Origin of the sequence: Cupriavidus phytohabitans (genome assembly GCF_017815025.1) — a bacterium.
Classification (GTDB): domain Bacteria; phylum Pseudomonadota; class Gammaproteobacteria; order Burkholderiales; family Burkholderiaceae; genus Cupriavidus.
On sequence record NZ_JAGIQB010000028.1, the window covers coordinates 1 to 17,697 of the forward strand.

The following is a 17,697-nucleotide window of genomic DNA, read 5'->3' on the forward strand; positions in this document are numbered from 1 at the left end:
GTTTCTTCTTCATTGGCATATCCATGGTCATTACCTCCATGATATGCCTCGTACACAAAATTCCGGATAGGTCCGCTGCGCTGCGCGCCGGCCCTAAGGGCAGCGCAGCCGCCCGCGTCCTCGTCCGGGTTTCGGGCCCCGGGGTCGCCGTGCGAGCGCAGCGACGCACTCCGTGCCCGTGCCCCCGACCTACTACTGAGCGCGCGCAGCGCAGCCGTAGGCGTCCTCGCGTTGACGCCGGCAGCAGGCGGCCTACGCCCGACATGGGGATCGTTCAATAGTGGGTCGACGCAGCCACTATCCCTAACTCACCTGGCGTAGCAGCTTCGGACCACTAACCACATCGAACGGAAATCACCACCGTCCGAACCACCCACGCCGATAAATTGATTGCCAGCCGCTCAGGCGACGCGCTTTTTGGTTACGTTTTGTCGCTCGGACAAAATGTGACCCGCCCAGCAGGGCGGAACCAGGCGCTTCAACGGCCGACAGCATGTCACAAACAGCGACCACACTGGCAGCACGCGAAAACCGCCCCCCCTTAATCCCCCACCGCCACCCCCTCCCTCCGCGGATCCGCCCCACCCGCCCAAACCACCTTCCCGTCCGGCCCCGGCCGCCGCACGATAGCCTGCGTCCCGCTGGTCATCTCAATCTCGGCAACCTGGTGCCCGCGCTGCTGCAGCGCCTGCACCAGCCCCGGCGACACCAGCCCCTTCTCTACCTCGGTAGGTCCATTCCTGCTGCCGAAATTACCCATCCCGATCGCCGCCTGCGGATCCATGTTCCAGTCCAGCATGCCGACCAGCGTCTTGGACACATACTCGATGATCTGCGAGCCGCCGGGCGAACCGACCGTGGCCACCAACTGCCCGGTCTGGCGGTCGAATACCAGCGTAGGCGCCATCGACGAACGCGGCCGCTTGCCCGGCTCGACGCGATTGGCCACCGCCTTGCCGTTCTCGCTCGGCACGAAGGAGAAGTCGGTCAGCTGGTTGTTCAGCATGAACCCGCGCACCATCAGATGCGAGCCGAAGTACGACTCGATCGTCGTGGTCATCGAGATCGCGCCGCCGCGGTCATCGACCGCGACGATCTGCGAGGTGGAGATGCGCGGTGGCGAGCGGTCCGGGGCGTACGCCACCGCAGGCCCCGGCGGCACGCCCGGCTGCGCCTTGCCCATGCTCTTGTCGCCGATCAGCTCGGCTCGGGACGCAAGATAGTTGGGATTGACCAGGCCGGCGACATCGATCTGCACGAAATCGGCATCCGCCACATACAGGCCGCGGTCGGCATAGGCCAGGCGGTCGGCTTCGGCGATAGCGTGGACCGCGTCCGGATTGGCTTCCACCTGCGCGGGCGTATTGACGTTTTGCGGTTTGAGCGCTGCCAGCGCGTACTTGGGATTCTTTGTCTCCAGCGCCTGCAGCGTGCCCAGGATCTGCGCAATCGCGATACCGCCTGACGACGGCGGTGGCATGCCGCAGATCTTCCAGCGCTTGTAGTCGGTGCAGACCGGCACGCGCTGCTTGGCCCGGTAGCCGCGCAGGTCAGCCATCGACAGCGAGCCCCGGTTGGCGCTGCCGTTGACCTTGGCGACGATGTCCTGCGCGATCGGGCCGCCGTACAGCACGCCGGCGCCGCGCCGCGCGATATCGCGCAGCGTCTGCGCGAGCTTGGGGTTCTTCAGTACCGTGCCTGCCGGCTTGGGCTTGCCCTGCGCATCGAGGAAGTACGCGGCCATTTCCGGCGAGTTGGCCAGGAACTTGTCGGCGGCCACCTGCGTGTACAGGCGCTGCGAGATCGGGAAGCCCTTCTCCGCCAGCGAGATCGCCGGCTCGAACAGCTTGGCCCACGGCAGGCGCCCGTGCTGCCGATGCGCCATCTCCAGCGCGCGCATCACACCCGGCGTGCCGACCGAACGCCCGCCGATCTGTGCCTCGCTGAATTCCATCGGCTTGCCGTCGGCGCGCATGAACAGGTTCTCGGTGGCGCCGGCGGGAGCGGTTTCGCGGCCGTCGAAGGCCTGCACGCGCTTGCCGTCCCAGTACATGATGAAGGCGCCGCCACCGATGCCGGTGGCCTGCGGCTCGACCAGCGTCAGCACGGCCTGCATGGCGATGGCGGCATCGATGGCCGAGCCGCCCTGGCGCAGCATGGCGCGCCCGGCCTCGCTGGCCAGCGGATTGGCCGCGGCGGCCATATGGCGCTGCGCATAGACCGTCGACATGCCGGCGCGGTAGCCGGAAGCGACCTCCGGGGCAGGCGGCATGGCCGCCGCAGGCGCCGCGGCAGCAGCTGGTGCCGCCGTTGCCGCGGGCGTCCCGGTCCCTCCGCCCTGCGTTCCACACGCGCCAAGCAGCGCGGCCGTAGTCAGGGCCAGCGTGCTGCGCCACACCACCGAATCAAGGTCAAAGCGGGCCATGCGATGTCTCCTGGGGGAAGGAATCAGGCGATTGTAGTGGCGATCGCCGCATGTGGGGGTCGGGCGAAGTCTGATTTCCGTCACCTGATTGGGCGTGCAGCGAAAAAAACGTGGAGGATCTAACCCCTCCGGGAACCGTGCGCCGTTTCATGGACAGGCCACCTGGCGTCCCGCCTGCGGCCCACCAGGAGAACAACATGCAACTTCGCGCACCGGTCGTGTCCACCGTTGACGCCCGGCGGATCCGGGCCGCCGCTGCCTGCTGCGCCGCCGCGCTGGCCCTGGCGCTGTCGGCCTGCGGCGGGCATTCGCCTTCACTGACGCAGGCACCGCAATCCGATTCGCCGGCCCCGGCGCCCGCGCCGGTTTGGGACCGTGCCGCCGAAGCGGCCAAGGCCGCAAATTCCACTCCGGCCGCCGAGATGCGCGCTATCGCACCTCATGCCGCGCAGGCCATGTCGCCGCCCTACCACCTGCGGCCACCCCCGGCCGCGGATCGCGAGCGCTACGGCCAGATCGAAGAAAACGGCGTCAAGCTCGTCGCGCAGGCCCCGGTGTCCACCTTCAGCATCGACGTCGATACCGGCAGCTACAGCAATATGCGCCGCCTGCTCAATGCCGGCCGCCTGCCGCCCGCGGATGCCGTGCGCGTGGAAGAACTGCTGAACTACTTCCCGTACGACTACGCCCAGCCCGCCGACGGCAGGCCCTTCGCCGTGCACACCGCGCTGGCGCCCGCGCCCTGGCATCCGTCCAACGTGCTGCTGCGCATCGGCATCAAGGGCAAGGACATCGCCAGCGGCGCGCTGCCGCCGGCCAACCTGGTGTTCCTGGTCGATGTGTCAGGGTCCATGGATTCGCCCGACAAGCTGTCGCTGCTCAAGTCATCGCTGAAGCTGCTGGTGAACAAGCTGCGCGCGCAGGACCGCATTACGCTGGTCACCTATGCCGGCGGCACCCGCGTGGCGCTGCCCCCCACGCCGGGCAGCGACAAGGCCGCGATCAGCGCCGCCATCGACCAGCTGGTGGCAGGCGGCAGCACCGCCGGCGCCAGCGGCATCGCACTGGCCTACCAGGCCGCGCAGCAGAGTTTTATTGCAGACGGGATCAACCGGGTGCTGCTCGCCACCGACGGCGACTTCAATGTCGGCGTCACAGATTTCCGGCAGCTCAAGGGCATGGTCGAAGAAAAGCGCAAGTCGGGCGTATCGCTGTCGACACTGGGCTTCGGCACTGGCAACTACAACGAGCAGCTGATGGAGCAGCTGGCCGATGCCGGCGACGGCACGTACTCGTATATCGACAACCTGATGGAAGGCAACAAGGTGCTGGCGAGCGAGATCAGCTCGACGCTGGCCACCATCGCCCGCGACGTGAAGATCCAGGTGGAATTCAACCCGGCGACGGTGAAGGAATACCGGCTGATCGGCTATGAAAACCGCTTGCTGGCGCGCGAGGATTTCAACAACGACAAGGTCGATGCCGGCGACATCGGCGCAGGCCATACGGTAACCGCGCTGTACGAGCTGACGCTGGCCGGCCAGCCCGGGCTGGTCGATCCGCTGCGCTACCAGCCGGCCACGCCGGCACCCGCCCGCGACGGCGAACTGGCGCATGTGAAGCTGCGCTACAAGCTGCCTGCGGCCAGCACGAGCCAGCTGATGGATGTCACCGTGGCGCGGCAGGCGATCCGGACCCTGGCCCAGGGCGACGACGACTTCCGCTTCGCCGCCGCAGTGGCCGGCTTCGGCCAGGCGCTGCGCGGCGGCAAGCACACCGGAAGCTGGGGCTACGCCGAGGCGCACGCGCTGGCGCAAGCCGCGCGCGGCCCCGACCGTTTCGGCTACCGCGGCGAATTCCTCAAGCTGGTCGACCTTGCGCAAAGCCTCGCAACCAGCAAACCGGCGGATGCCGGTGGCGCGGTACCCGAGCGGGCGGCGCGCTGACAACGTCGCGGCACAGGGCGGCGCAGCGGTTTGTCGCCCCGCCCTGCGCACTCTTATACTCGGACGCATGCAGGCTCCAGATCCCGTCCCGTCTCCCCCGTTGGCCGCACTGCCCGACCCGGACCTGATGCTGCTGGTCGCGTCCGGCATCATCGAGCAACCCATCGCCGAGCTGTTCCGCCGCCACAACGCCGGCCTCTACAACTACGTGGCGTGGCTGTGCCAGGGCAATACCGGCGAGGCCGAGGACATCGCGCAGAAGACGTGGATCAAGCTGATGACCCGCTGCGGCGACTACCAGCCTGCCGCGGCGTTTCGCACCTTCCTGTACCAGATCGCGCGCAATGCCTGGCTCGACCAGGTGCGCAGCGCGGATGCGCGCCAGCGCCGCGATACGGACGACGGCCAGCCGCCCGAGCTGCCCGTCGACGACCTGTCGCCAGAAGCCGAGCTGCAGTTGCGGCAGCATGCGCACCATGTCCACCTCGCGCTGCTGCAACTGCCGGCGGCACAGCGCGAGGTAGTGGTGCTGCGCTTTTTCAGCGACATGAGCGTCGAGGATATCGCGCAGATGCTGGGCGAGAAGTTCGAGACGGTGAAGAGCCGGCTGCGCTACGCTTTCGCGCGGTTGCGTGCCGAGCTGGCGGGCACCCTGCCGGGCGCGCGGGAGCCTCGGCCATGAGCGCCGCCGACCGCTTCATCGACGGGCAGGACCGGCTTGCCGCGCTGCTGAAGGCATTGCCTGCCTACCTGCCACCGGAGCGGCTGGCCGCTGCCGTGCAAGCCGCGGCGCACGCGGCCCAACAGGAAGCCGACGCACGCCGCGCCGGCGCCCTGCCATTCGGCCTGCCTTTCTCCGCGCCGCCGGGGCTGGCGTCCGCGGTGCTGGAAGAAGCCGCGCGGCTGCAGGCAGCGCAGGCGGGCCGGCGCGATGCGGTGCTGGCCAGCATTGAGGCGGGCCAGCCGGCGGCGCAAGCCCTGGGTGCGCCCGTCAGCGATGCCACGCGCGACTGGCTGGCGGCGCAGGCGCGCAGCACGGCCATCGCGCAGGCCGCAGGGCGGACAGAACAGACACGCACGACACGCGCACGCCGTTGGTGGCGTTCGCTCGGCGCCGTGGCGAGCGTGGCGGCCGTGGCGGGGCTGACCACCAGCATCGTGCTGCGGCAGGTCGACGAAGGCGCCTTGCAACCGGGCGCGGTGCGCGAGTCGACCACACCACAGGCGGCCACACCGGCAACCGCGCCCGCGCCGACTGCGGCTCCGACGGCCGGGGACGCTCCCGCGCGCGTGCAGGACGCACCCGTCGCCGCGCCGGCAAACCCCACGCCGCCGGCACCCAAGGCCGCTCTGCCGGCATCGCGGGAGCTACGGCAAGAACGCGAAGCCACCCCGCGCCAGCGCGTGCAGCCGCCCGCCGAACGCAAGGCGACGCCACGCGGCGAAACACAGGCCATGCCCGCCCCTGCCACCGAAGGCTTGCTGCCACAGGCTCCCGCCGTCGCAGCAGCCCCGCCGATGCCTGCATACTCCGCCATGGCGGAAGCCGCGCCTGCACCGGCACCAGCCGCCGCCCCAGGCGCCGACTTCGCGCGCAAGGCCGCCCCGCCGCTGGCAGCGGCACGCGCACCCGCAGCGCTTGCCGCCGCAGCGATGGTCGTCTCGGTACAGGAAGATCCCGCGGCAGTCGCAGCGCGCATGCAGGCAACCCCGCCGCTCGGCCTGTGGGCGGCCGAACCGGACAGCGCGGACATCAGGGAGTGGGTGGAACGGCTGTGGCAGTCGATGCCGGCGGGGCAGCGCCCGCCGTTGCCGTATGCCGTGCAGCCTGACCGCACGCTGGCGCCGGGCCAGGTGCGCATCGAGCTGCAGCACCGCGCGCCGCAGTGAGCGCGGCGGTGCCTGGCTGATCGGGGAAGATCAGCGCGTGGTGAAGGACCAGCTCAGGTCCACCGGCTGCGAACCCAGCCGGCCGGTCACGCGCACGTTGTAGCGCTGGCCGCTGGCAAGTGGTGCCACCGGCGTGCAGATCGCCAGTCCGCGCGCGGCGCTGGACAGGCCCGACGAACGGCTGTCGACCTTCAGGCAATTGACGCTGTTGCCCTGCGCGTCGGTGATGGCGAAGTTGTCGGCATCGAACTGCAGCGAGGTATTGATCGCCTGCAGCGAAACCGGGTAGCCCACGGTCTTGCCTTCGTAGCCCGGCGCCGGGTTGGGGCTTTCGGAGTTGACCCAGCTCGCCGGCACGTCGGCCTGGCCGTTGAACGGGTACGCCACCATCTGGTTGTCGCTGCCGCCCTTGGACGCATCGGCCAGGTCGATGGTCTGGTAGTAGCTTGCCGACGTGCCGCTGCCGTTCGGGCCCACGCTTTCGGCAAAGCCGCTGCCGGCCGAGCCGTAGCTGCCCAGCAGCGCGGCGCGGTGGAACGGCGCGTTGACCAGGTCGGAAACCAGCGCATCCTTGGGCGTCATCGACAGGTTGGCGTTGGCCACCGAGGTCCAGCGATTGGCGCCGGCCACCACTTCCGCGGTGGCATTGGTCGGGTAGGCTGCCTGGATGCGCTCGTTCGGCGTGGCACCGGTATAGCCGGTCCGGCCGCTGATTTCGTCGTGCGTCAGCGTGGCGTTGGCCAGCATGTACGCGGTGTGGTTCTGCGCCACGGTGTTGAGCGGGTCGCGCGCGGCCAGCGGCGGCAGGCCGACCTGCTCGCGGCGGTAGTTCGCGTAGCACAGGCCCGCAGTGCGCGGTTCCTCCAGCACGCGGTAGTTGCTGACCGCGCTGCCGCGCGCCGGCAACAGCGTGATGCCGCTGCCGGCCGCAGGCGCCGGTGCCGCACCGCTGACGGTGTAGCAGCCACCGGCAGTGGTCGGCGTGGAAGACGTCGAACCAGGGCTCGCGCTGGACTGGGTGCCGGATTGCGAGGAGCCTTGCGGCGCGCCGGCCGACGTGGCGCCGTCGCCGCCGTCTCCACCGCCGCCACAGGCGGACAGGGCCAGCACGGCGGCAGCGCAGAGGCCGGTCAGGGTGAACGTGGTGTGCCGCGCGCGTCGCGGCAGCGTCGGTTGGCAATCAGCAAGCAAGCGTGTCCCGGTCATCGGTCTGGATTGTCGTAGTCGTCGGAAGAAGGCATCCGCCTGAGGGATCCGCACGTGGCGAAGCAGCGGCGAACAACCGGCGCGGGAGGCGCCGGAGGCAGAAAGACCGGACGATGGTATGAGGGTGACCCCGCAGGGTCTAGCCTGCGAACAAATGCTTACGTGTGAACCGCGCGCGCGGCACAGTAGCCACGCCGGGCGCACGTTGACGCAACCGGCATGCGACGCGCACAGCGCTTAGCCCGCCGGCGTCACATCGGCGGTGCCGCCACCGAGTGATGTCATCACCGCCAGCAATTGCTCGCGCAGCCACCGGTTGGCGCCATCGTTCTCGCCACCCGCGTGCCAGTACAGGTGCAGCTCCAGCGTCGGAACCTTGAACGGCAGGGACAGCAGCCGGTTGGCGTAAGGCTCGTTGGCGATGCGCGCATAGCGCAGCGGCAGCGTGGCCAGAAGATCGGTGCAGCTGACCACGCGGCAGGCGGCGGCATAGTGCTGGCAGCGCAGCCGCACGCGCCGCGTCAGGCCCATGCGGTGCAGCGCCTGGTCCTCCAGCCCGGCGCCACGCCGGCGCGACGACACGTGCACGTGCTCGGCCGCGAGGTAGCGCTCCAGCGTCAGCTCCTTCTTCACCAGCGGATGGTCGCGGCGCGCCAGCACCACCATCGGGTCGTTCATGAACGGCGCGTGGTGGATAGCCGGCGAGACCGGCAGGAGGATGTCGATCGCGGTATCGATGGTGCCGGCCAGCAGCTCGGACTCCATCTCGCGCCGGTCAAAGCGGATCGCGGCGATTTCCACGTGCGGCGCCATCGCCGTCACCCGCGCCATCAGCGGCGGCAGCAGTGTCGATTCCAGCGCGTCGCGCATGCCGATGGTGAAGCGCCGCACCGTATTGGTGGGATCGAAGTGCGGCGTGTCCTGCAGCGTCCGGGCAAACGACTGCAGTGCGCCGCGCACCTCGCCGGCCAGGGAACGGGCCAGCGGCGTGGGCGCCATGCCCTGCCCGCGGCGCTCGAACAGCGGGTCGTCGAACAGCGTGCGCAGCCGCCCCAGCGCATGGCTGACCGCCGGCTGCGTCAGGTTGAGCTGGCGCGCGGCCGCGGTGATGCTGCCTTCGCTGTAGATGGCGTCGAACACCACGAAGAGGTTGAGGTCGATGCGGGAGAGCTGCATGACGGAGATTCTGGCACGGAATGCAGGGAATTGATACTGGCAAATCCAGAAAATTCATTTTTCTTATTACCGTCTTTCAGATAGAGTGCATTGCATCGGCGATGTCTGCCTGATTGACGAAGCCAACCGGCGCCGTTGCCCGCCGTTGCCCGCCGTTGCCAATGCGCGGCGCCCACCGATCCGTAGCGAGGAGACCACATGGATTTCGAGTACAGCCCGAAGGTCAAGGAAATGCAGGCCAAGCTGCTGGCCTTCTTCGACAAGCACATCTATCCGAACGAGAAGCGCTTCGCCGAAGAGATCGACGCCAACCGCCGCGCCGGCAACGCCTGGATCCCGACCAAGGTGATCGAGGAACTGAAGCCGCTGGCGCGCGAAGCCGGCCTGTGGAACCTGTTCCTGCCGCGCTCGCCGCGCGCGCCGCAGGGCCTGTCCAACCTGGAATACGCCACGCTGTGCGAGATCATGGGCCGGGTGCCCTGGTCGGCCGAGGTGTTCAACTGCGCCGCGCCCGACACCGGCAACATGGAGACGCTGGAGCGCTATGCGTCCGAGGAACTGAAGGACAAGTGGCTGGAGCCGCTGCTCGCCGGCGAGATCCGCTCGGCTTTCCTGATGACCGAGCCGGCGGTGGCCTCGTCCGACGCCACCAATATCGAATGCCGCATCGAGCGCGACGGCGATCACTACGTCATCAACGGCACCAAATGGTGGTCCTCGGGCGCCGGTGATCCGCGCTGCAAGGTCTACATCGTGATGGGCAAGACCAATCCCGACGCCGGCCGCCATGAGCAGCAGTCGATGATCGTGGTGCCGGCCGACACGCCGGGCATCACCATCAAGCGCTTCCTGCCGGTGTTCGGCTACGACGACGCGCCGCACGGCCACATGGAGATCGAGCTGAAGAACGTGCGCGTGCCGGCCTCGAACATCCTGCTGGGCGAAGGCCGCGGCTTCGAGATTGCGCAGGGCCGCCTCGGCCCGGGCCGTATCCACCACTGCATGCGCAGCATCGGCGTGGCCGAGCGCGCGCTGGAACTGCTGTGCAAGCGCGCGCTGTCGCGCGTGGCCTTCGGCAAGCCGGTGGCCAGCCAGGGCGTCACCCAGGAACGCATCGCCGAAGCGCGCTGCGAGATCGAGATGGCGCGCCTGCTGACGCTCAAGGCCGCGTACATGATGGACACCGTCGGCAACAAGGTGGCCAAGGCCGAGATCGCGATGATCAAGGTGGTGGCACCGAACGTGGCGCTGAAGGTGATCGACTGGGCCATCCAGGTGCATGGCGCCGCCGGTGTTTCCAGCGACTTCCCGCTGGCCAACTGGTGGGCGCACCAGCGCACGCTGCGCCTGGCCGACGGTCCGGACGAGGTGCACCGCAACGCCGTCGCCAAGCTGGAACTGGCCAAGCACATGAACGTGAACCCGGACAGCATCAAGATGCCGGTGGCGCGCGGCTTCTGAGCGCCCGCCGCGGGGGCGCGCTCGCCCCTGACGCCAGCATGGAAACGCGCAGCCTGCCTGCGCGTTTTTTTCTTCTGTGCTTAAATCGCCCGGTTCGCCACGTCAGTGGTTGACGTGGCAGTCACCACGATCGCAGCCAGGGGAGCTTTTGCGATGATCGACGTCTATACCTGGGCAACGCCCAACGGCCACAAAGTCCACATCATGCTGGAAGAATGTGGCCTGGAGTACAAGGTCCATCCGATCAACATCGGCGCCGGCGACCAGTTCGGCGAGGACTTCCTGAAGATCAGCCCCAACAACAAGATTCCCGCCATCGTCGACCCCGACGGCCCGGACGGCAAGCCGATCTCGCTGTTCGAATCGGGCGCCATCCTGCTGTACCTGGCCGGCAAGACCGGCAAGTTCCTGCCCGAGGACGTGCGCGGCAAGTACGACGCGCTGCAGTGGCTGATGTTCCAGATGGGCGGCGTCGGCCCGATGCTGGGCCAGGCGCACCACTTCCGCATCTACGCCCCGGAGCAGATCGAGTACGCGGTCAACCGCTATACCAACGAGGCCAGGCGCTTGTACGGCGTGATCGACACGCAGCTGTCGAAGCACGAATGGCTGGCTGGCGACCAGTACACCATCGCCGACATCGCCACCTTCCCGTGGCTGCGCAGCTGGCAGAACCAGGGCGTCGAGCTTGACGAATACCCGCACCTGAAGCGCTGGTTCAACGAGATCGCCGAACGCCCCGCGGTCAAGCGCGGCGTCGAGGTGCTGGCCAGCGCGCGCAAGGCGCTGCAGGACGACAAGGCGCGCGAGGTGCTGTTCGGCGCCACGCAGTACAAGCGCCACTGAGGGCCGCCGGCCCGGGCATGATCCCGGGCCACCGCGGCGTTCACGCCGCCACCAATGCCTGCGTGTCGATGCGCTCCCTGGGCAACCGTCCGGGGCAGCGCGCGGCCTGGCCGGTTCCGCCTTCGTTTTCATGCCCGCGAGCACCGTGCCCGCCCGGCGGGCCGAAACAGCACAGCAGGGCCGTGCCGGGCATGAGCACGTCGAGACGACAGGTTTCATTCGCGTCCGGCGCGTAAAGCGCGCCAGGCTGCAGGAACGCCGCCTCGTCCGCCGCTGGCGCCTCGGGCCGGTGCCAATACAAGCCTGCAGCACCGCGATAGCACAGCGCCCAGCGCAAGCCGCGCGCGCGCAGCCGCTGCGCCCAGTCGCCGCCCGAGTCATCAAGCTGGATGAACTCGGGCCGCATGCCTGCCGGGCTTTGCAGCGCGGACTCGTCCGGTGATGCGCCGGCCATGCCGCCGGGATCGTTCGCACCCAGCTGCCCCAGCGTGCAGCGACACGCGCCAGCGGGCAGTGACACCGGCGCCGCGGCCACATCCTGCGCCACGGCGCGCAGCAGGATCGTATCGACCGTCGCGCGGACCTGCATCGGCACGCCGGTGGCGGGAGCGAACAACTCACCGCCGCCGGTCAGCAGGCTGCCGCGCCCGGGCGCCGACATGCGCAGCCCCCCGCGAAGGCAGGCCCACCACTCGGGCCGCTGCGCCACGAATTCGGGCTGGGCCTCTCCCGCACGGAGAAATACGTAGTCGCAGGTTTCGCCCAGCCCTGCCGTGGAGGACAGCAAGCGCGACTGGAAACCGATGGTCAGATCCGCCACGGCATGGTGGCCGGATTGGAAGGCGCGCATCTGCGCCTCGAACAGCGTGAATATCTGCATGGCAATTCCCTGAGCAGGGCGACAGGATGCGGTCATCCTGTCCGCGCAACGCGGCGCACGCGAAAGCATCGCGCTCCGGCATCGCACAGTGGTCCCGTCTGGCGCGGCCATGCAAGCCGCCCGGTGTCATGCCATCGTGCCGCGCCATATGCACTGGCGCATCCCTTATTCCGCGGATCGGGCATCGATAGTGAGGGGGAGAATAAGTTGTCGTGGCCTCAAGGTCAAACCCTTAGCCTCAGAACACTCCGAACTTCTTACGATCCCATGACTACTCGACATCTCAGACTTTTCGGATTGCATCTCGCCTGGCTGCGCAAGCAGCGCGGCTGGTCCCAGGAGACGCTGTCGCTGGAAAGCGGTCTGGCGCGTTCCTACCTGAGCGGCATCGAAGGGGGCAAGCGCAACCTGGCGCTGATCAACATCTGCACGCTGGCCGAGACCCTTGCGGTCCCGCCGTCTGAAATGCTGGACTTCGCACGCCACGATGTCAGCGAGCTGCAGGTGGAGCAGGCGCCGATGCCCTACGGCAACCGGCAGCAGGCAGCCATCGAGGCGACCATGCGCCATATGGCCGAGCTCAACGAGCCCGAGCTGAACCTGGTGGCGGCGGTTGCCCGGGCGCTGGCGGGCAAGGGCAGCTTCCGCCCGCCGGTGAGCTACGTCAAACCCGGCGCCAGGGCCGCCGCGGGCGACATCGAGCCCTAGACGCCAAGCATGCCCTGCCGTTCGATGAAGCGGATGACTTCGTCAAGGCCCTGCCCGGACTTGACGCTGCCCATCACGAACGGCCGGGTGCCGCGCATCTTGCGGGCATCGCTCTCCATCACTTCCAGGGACGCGCCGACGTATGGCGCGAGGTCTGTCTTGTTGATCACCAGCAGGTCGGACTTGGTAATTCCCGGGCCGCCTTTTCTCGGAATTTTCTCACCGCCGGCTACGTCGATCACGTAGATCGTCAGATCAGAAAGTTCTGGGCTGAACGTTGCCGCGAGGTTGTCGCCGCCGGACTCGATGAACACCACGTCGGCATCCGGGAACTTCGCCAGCATGCGGTCCACCGCTTCAAGGTTGATCGACGCATCCTCGCGGATCGCGGTGTGCGGGCAGCCGCCGGTTTCCACGCCCATGATGCGTTCCGCCGGCAACGCGCCGGAGATCGTCAGCAGACGCTGGTCTTCCTTGGTGTAGATGTCGTTGGTGATCGCGACCAGGTCATAGCGGTCGCGCATGGCCTTGCACAGCATCTCCAGCAGCGTGGTCTTGCCGGAGCCAACCGGGCCGCCGACGCCGACGCGCAGCGGAGGATTCTTCTTGGTACGGGCCTGGGTCATGGTGGGGTGTGGATTCAGGAACGGAACAGCCGGGAGTACTGCGTTTCGTGGCGTGCGGAAAGCAGGCCCAGCATCGGGGAAAAGGTCGACAGTTGCGGCGGCGTGGCATCGGCGCGGTGCGTGGCTTCGTCTACGGTTTCCAGCACCGCTGCGTGAAGACGGCGCAGCATGTGTTGCCCGGCGACCTGTCCCAGCGGCACCGCCTTGATCGCGGCGGCAACCTGGTTCTCGGCCCAGTTGAAGCAATAGGCGGCCAGGCCGTCACGGGCGTCGACGTCCAGCGCAACGCACGCTGCGGTAAAGGCGGATGGCAGGCAGAGCGGCGATAGCGTTGCCAGCGCCTCGCGCAATGCCGGCGTCCCCCACTCCATCTGGGCGATCAGCTTCGCCAGCGACCAGCCCATCTGCTCGGTTTCGAGACGAAGCTCCGAGGTTTCGCGGGTGGCGTGGAACCAGTCATTCCACGCCTGCACTGCTGCCGTGTCACCGGCACGCCAGCAGCGATGCAACAGTAGCCACAGCGGTGCCTCGCATTGCGCCTGGACGTGCAGCAGGTTGTCGCGGATCCAGCGCTCGGCGGTCTGGGCGTCATGGATGACGCCGGCCTCGATCGCGGCTTCAAGCCCTTGCGAATAGCTGAAGCCGCCGATGGGCAAGGCGGGGGATGCGAGGTGCAGCAGGGAGATGAGTTGGTGGAGGGTGGTCATGGCTACAGCACCCGCTTGCCATCGTCTTGCTTCCCTCCCCCGCAAGCGGGAGAGGGGAGCGCGGTGTCGGTATTGGTAAGGTTTTCCGGCTGATTCACAGCGCGCGCCCATTGTAGTCAGCACTAATGTAATCAATGCTTATGCACGCAATTTGCATCATGATCCGCGTCGCCATGTTCGTGATCATGAGCATGCCCGTGCGAGTGCGAGTGCGAGTGCGAGTGCGAGTGCGAGTGCGAGTGCGAGTGCGAGTGCCCATGATGCTCGTGGAACACCGCCTGAGCCGCCGCATAGTCCTCCGCGAACGTGGCATCGTGCCCATGCTTGTGCCCGCCGCCATACGCCCCGGCTTCCGGCTCGAACGGCAGCTCCGCGCGCTCGGCACGCACGCCCAGGCGCTGCAGCATGTCGGCCAGCACCGGGTCGTACTCGAGCCGAAGATAGTCGCGCCCGATCTCCACCGGCGTGTGCCGGTTGCCCAGGTGATACGCCGCGCGCATCAGCGCATGCGGATCTTCCGAACGCACATCCAGAACGGCCTCCGCCGCGGCCCGCACCTCGACAAAGCTGCCATCCTCGGCCACCAGCAAATCGCCACCCCGCAGCACCGTGCCGCGCGGCAGGAACAGCGCGGCCTCGGTGCCGTTGTCGAGCACCGCGCGCAAGCGGCTCTTGCTGCGTTCGTTGAAAGGCAGGACCAGCTTGGGAGCACGGCGCACCAGCACCGGCGCGATGCCGTGCGGGGCGCTCAGGAATTTGTCGATCTTCAGCATGCGCGATGCGGGGCGCGGGCCCCGGCGGTTCAGAACAGGAAATAGCGCTGCGCCATGGGCAGCTCGGTGGCGGGCTCGCAGATCAGCAGCTGGCCGTCGGCAACTACCTGGTAGGTCTCCGGATCGACCGTGACGTGCGGTTGCCAGTCATTGTGCACCATGTCGCGTTTGCTGACCGTGCGTGTTCCGCGCACCGCCGACAGCGTCTTGGCAAGGCCATAGCGCTCGCCGATATTGGCCGAAAGCGCCGCCTGCGAGACAAAGGTCAGCGAAGAGCGGTGCAGCGCCCCGCCCGCCGATGCGAACATCGGCCGGTAATGCACCGGCTGCGGTGTCGGGATCGACGCATTGGGATCGCCCATCGCCGCGGCGGCGATCATGCCGCCCTTCAGGATCAGGCTGGGCTTGACGCCGAAGAACGCCGGACGCCACAGCACCAGGTCGGCCCATTTGCCGACCTCGACCGAGCCCACCTCATGCGCGATGCCATGCGTCAGCGCCGGGTTGATGGTGTACTTAGCGACATAGCGCTTGACGCGGAAGTTGTCGTGCCCGCCGCGCGCATCGTGCGGATCGCCCGGCAGCTTGCCGCGCTGCAGCGCCATCTTGTGCGCGGTCTGCCAGGTGCGGATGATGACCTCGCCGACGCGGCCCATGGCCTGCGAGTCGCTGGAGATCATCGAGAACGCGCCGAGGTCATGCAGGATATCCTCCGCGGCGATGGTCTCGCGGCGGATGCGGCTTTCGGCGAAGGCGATGTCCTCGGCAATCGACGGGTCGAGGTGGTGGCACACCATCAGCATGTCGAGGTGCTCGTCCAGCGTGTTCACCGTGTACGGCCGCGTCGGGTTGGTCGACGACGGCAGCACATTGGCCTCGCCGCAGACCTTGATGATGTCCGGCGCATGGCCGCCGCCGGCACCTTCGGTGTGATACGTATGGATGGTGCGGCCCTTGAACGCGGCGATGGTGGCCTCGACAAATCCGGCCTCGTTCAGCGTATCGGTGTGGATCGCCACCTGCGTGTCGGTCGCGTCCGCCACCGACAGGCACGTATCGATCGCCGCCGGCGTGGTACCCCAGTCCTCATGCAGCTTCAGCCCGATCGCACCGGCCTCCACCTGCTCCAGGAGCGGTGCCTGCCGGCTGGCGTTGCCCTTGCCGAGCAGGCCGATATTCATCGGATAGGCGTCCACCGCCTGCAGCATCCGCTCCATGAACCAAGGCCCCGGCGTCACCGTGGTGGCGAAGGTGCCTGTCGCCGGCCCCGTGCCGCCGCCAATCATCGTGGTGACGCCGCTCATCAGCGCCTCTTCGATCTGCTGCGGGCAGATGAAATGGATATGGCTGTCGATGCCGCCCGCCGTGACGATCATGCCCTCGCCCGCGATCACCTCCGTACCCGGCCCGACCACGATGGTCACGCCCGGCTGGATATCCGGGTTGCCGGCCTTGCCGATCGACGCGATGCGCCCGTCCTTCAGCCCGATGTCGGCCTTGACGATGCCCCAGTGGTCGACGATCAGCGCATTGGTGATCACCGTGTCGACGCAGTCCTTCGCCATGCGCTGGCTCTGGCCCATGCCGTCGCGGATCACCTTGCCGCCGCCGAACTTCACTTCCTCGCCGTAGATGGTGAAGTCCTTCTCGACCTCGATGATGAGCCCGGTATCCGCCAGCCGCACGCGGTCGCCGGTGGTCGGGCCGAACATCTCGGCGTAGGCCTGCCTGGAGATCGTTGCCATCACAGCGCTCCCATGATCTTGCCGTTGAAGCCGTAGACGATGCGGTCGCCATCCAGGGCCACCAGTTCGACGGTGCGGGTCTGTCCAGGTTCGAAACGTACCGCCGTACCCGCCGCGATATTCAGCCGGAAGCCGCGCGTGGCCTCGCGATCGAATGACAGCGCGGGGTTGGTCTCGTAGAAGTGGAAGTGCGAGCCGACCTGGATCGGCCGGTCGCCGGTATTGGCCACCGTCACGCTGACCGTGGCGCGGCCGGCGTTGAGTTCGATCTCGCCATCGGCGGGCATCAGTTCACCGGGGATCATGGTGTGTATCTCCTCAGGCCATCAGCAGGCCGGTGCCGTACAGCGCCACGCCGGCACCGGCCAGGCGGGCCAGCCAGCCGGCATGGCGGCGCAGCAGCGTGCCGGCGCCGATGCCGAGCAGGTGCAGCGCCATGGTCGCGACGGCAAAGCCGCCGACGTAGGCGAGCACGGCGGGCATCGCCTCGGCGGTAGCCGGCAGCTCGGCGCCATGCGCATAGCCGTGGAACACCGCAAAGCCCCCTACCAGCAGGGCACCGGCCCAGGCCGGCAGTTGGGCGCGCAGCGCCAGCATCAGGCCCACCACCAGCAACGACACGGCGATCATCGGTTCAACCGCGGGCAGCGCCATGCCAGCCAGACCGAGCGCGGCGCCGGCCAGCATCAGCGCGACGAAGACCAGTGGCAGGCGCAGCGTATCGGCAGCCGAGCGTGCCACCAGCGCACTCCACACGCCGACCGCCGCCATTGCCAGCAGGTGGTCGGCGCCGCTGAACGGGTGCGCCAGGCCGGCCCACAGGCTGGCGCCGACGGTGGCGGCGTCATGGCCCGGGTGCGCCAGCGCGGCGGTGGCGGCAACGGTCAGGGTGGCGCCCAGGGCAAGGCGCAGGCAGGCGGAACGGTTCATGTCGGCTCTCGGTTGGCTTGGTTGTTCGAATCGATCGGAATCGGTCGTTCAGGCGCAGGCTCAGACGATGGGATGGTGCACCGTCACCAGCTTGGTGCCGTCGGGGAACGTCGCTTCGACCTGGATCTCGGGAATCATCTCGGCGACGCCGTCCATCACCTCGTCGCGCGTCAGCACGGTGGTGCCTTCGTGCATCAGGTCGGCCACGGTGCGGCCATCGCGCGCGCCTTCCATGATGGCCGCGGTGATCAGCGCCACGGCTTCCGGATAGTTGAGCCTGAGTCCCCGCGCCTTGCGCCGTTCAGCCAGCAGCGCAGCGGTGAAGATCAGCAGCTTGTCCTTCTCTCTCGGCGTCAGTTCCATCTCTTGTTCCTTGTG

General features: G+C 68.0%; 17 protein-coding genes. 6 read left to right on the forward strand and 11 right to left on the reverse strand.

Annotated features, from left to right (window positions below; translation table 11 throughout):
• Positions 1–541: 541 nt before the first annotated feature.
• The gene (gene ggt / locus J8I34_RS19460) at positions 542–2,425 is read right to left on the reverse strand and encodes a gamma-glutamyltransferase (protein ID WP_209806746.1); all 1,884 of its coding nucleotides are present in this window, start codon (positions 2,423–2,425) and stop codon (positions 542–544) included.
• 197 nt (positions 2,426–2,622) lie between these two features.
• Between ggt and J8I34_RS19465 the strand changes: the two genes are divergently transcribed.
• From J8I34_RS19465 to J8I34_RS35400, 3 genes are all read left to right on the forward strand, one after another.
• Positions 2,623–4,371, forward strand: coding sequence for a vWA domain-containing protein (locus tag J8I34_RS19465; RefSeq protein ID WP_209806747.1), 1,749 nt, complete (start codon positions 2,623–2,625; stop codon positions 4,369–4,371).
• A gap of 100 nt (positions 4,372–4,471) precedes the next feature.
• On the forward strand, positions 4,472–5,053 hold the full coding sequence (locus J8I34_RS19470; protein WP_232232291.1) for a sigma-70 family RNA polymerase sigma factor: 582 nt from the start codon (positions 4,472–4,474) through the stop codon (positions 5,051–5,053).
• Complete coding sequence (locus J8I34_RS35400) at positions 5,050–6,261, forward strand: hypothetical protein (protein WP_209806748.1); 1,212 nt, start codon at positions 5,050–5,052, stop codon at positions 6,259–6,261. The genes J8I34_RS19470 and J8I34_RS35400 overlap by 4 nt, the downstream gene beginning before the upstream one ends.
• Before the next feature lie 30 nt (positions 6,262–6,291).
• Here the strand turns inward: J8I34_RS35400 and J8I34_RS19480 are convergent, their stop codons facing one another.
• Positions 6,292–7,467 carry a CAP domain-containing protein gene (locus J8I34_RS19480; protein ID WP_209806749.1) on the reverse strand — a complete coding sequence of 392 codons (1,176 nt, stop codon included), beginning with the start codon at positions 7,465–7,467 and terminating at the stop codon, positions 6,292–6,294.
• 237 nt (positions 7,468–7,704) lie between these two features.
• Positions 7,705–8,643, reverse strand: coding sequence for a LysR family transcriptional regulator (locus J8I34_RS19485; protein ID WP_029044733.1), 939 nt, complete (start codon positions 8,641–8,643; stop codon positions 7,705–7,707).
• A 198-nt stretch (positions 8,644–8,841) separates the two neighbouring features.
• Between J8I34_RS19485 and J8I34_RS19490 the strand changes: the two genes are divergently transcribed.
• Both J8I34_RS19490 and J8I34_RS19495 read left to right on the forward strand, forming a co-directional pair.
• Positions 8,842–10,104, forward strand: coding sequence for an acyl-CoA dehydrogenase family protein (locus tag J8I34_RS19490; RefSeq protein ID WP_209775514.1), 1,263 nt, complete (start codon positions 8,842–8,844; stop codon positions 10,102–10,104).
• Positions 10,105–10,257: 153 nt separating this feature from the next.
• The gene (locus J8I34_RS19495; RefSeq protein ID WP_209775515.1) at positions 10,258–10,950 is read left to right on the forward strand and encodes a glutathione binding-like protein; all 693 of its coding nucleotides are present in this window, start codon (positions 10,258–10,260) and stop codon (positions 10,948–10,950) included.
• 40 nt (positions 10,951–10,990) lie between these two features.
• Here J8I34_RS19495 and J8I34_RS19500 read toward each other — a convergent pair whose 3' ends face one another.
• On the reverse strand, positions 10,991–11,830 hold the full coding sequence (locus J8I34_RS19500; protein ID WP_209806750.1) for a hypothetical protein: 840 nt from the start codon (positions 11,828–11,830) through the stop codon (positions 10,991–10,993).
• A 267-nt stretch (positions 11,831–12,097) separates the two neighbouring features.
• Here J8I34_RS19500 and J8I34_RS19505 point away from each other — a divergent pair, with 267 nt between their 5' ends.
• Entirely contained in the window at positions 12,098–12,538 is a 441-nt protein-coding gene (locus tag J8I34_RS19505) for a helix-turn-helix domain-containing protein (protein WP_029044736.1), read from the forward strand.
• Here J8I34_RS19505 and ureG read toward each other — a convergent pair.
• The 7 genes from ureG to J8I34_RS19540 form a co-directional block, all read right to left on the reverse strand.
• The gene (gene ureG / locus J8I34_RS19510; protein WP_029044737.1) at positions 12,535–13,164 is read right to left on the reverse strand and encodes an urease accessory protein UreG; all 630 of its coding nucleotides are present in this window, start codon (positions 13,162–13,164) and stop codon (positions 12,535–12,537) included. The two genes, J8I34_RS19505 and ureG, sit on opposite strands and share 4 nt — an antisense overlap.
• A gap of 14 nt (positions 13,165–13,178) precedes the next feature.
• Positions 13,179–13,871 (reverse strand): urease accessory protein UreF, encoded by a 693-nt coding sequence (locus J8I34_RS19515; protein ID WP_209775518.1) that lies wholly within the window; start codon positions 13,869–13,871, stop codon positions 13,179–13,181.
• A gap of 131 nt (positions 13,872–14,002) precedes the next feature.
• Positions 14,003–14,644, reverse strand: a complete 642-nt coding sequence (gene ureE, locus J8I34_RS19520) for an urease accessory protein UreE (protein ID WP_209806751.1) — start codon at positions 14,642–14,644, stop codon at positions 14,003–14,005.
• A 29-nt stretch (positions 14,645–14,673) separates the two neighbouring features.
• Entirely contained in the window at positions 14,674–16,389 is a 1,716-nt protein-coding gene (gene ureC / locus J8I34_RS19525) for an urease subunit alpha (protein ID WP_209806752.1), read from the reverse strand.
• Positions 16,389–16,694 carry an urease subunit beta gene (locus tag J8I34_RS19530; RefSeq protein WP_029044740.1) on the reverse strand — a complete coding sequence of 102 codons (306 nt, stop codon included), beginning with the start codon at positions 16,692–16,694 and terminating at the stop codon, positions 16,389–16,391. Before J8I34_RS19530 ends, ureC begins: the two co-directional genes overlap by 1 nt.
• 13 nt (positions 16,695–16,707) lie before the next feature.
• Entirely contained in the window at positions 16,708–17,319 is a 612-nt protein-coding gene (locus tag J8I34_RS19535) for a HupE/UreJ family protein (protein WP_209775522.1), read from the reverse strand.
• Positions 17,320–17,379: 60 nt separating this feature from the next.
• Positions 17,380–17,682, reverse strand: coding sequence for an urease subunit gamma (locus J8I34_RS19540; protein WP_029044742.1), 303 nt, complete (start codon positions 17,680–17,682; stop codon positions 17,380–17,382).
• Between the last annotated feature and the right edge of the window lie 15 nt (positions 17,683–17,697).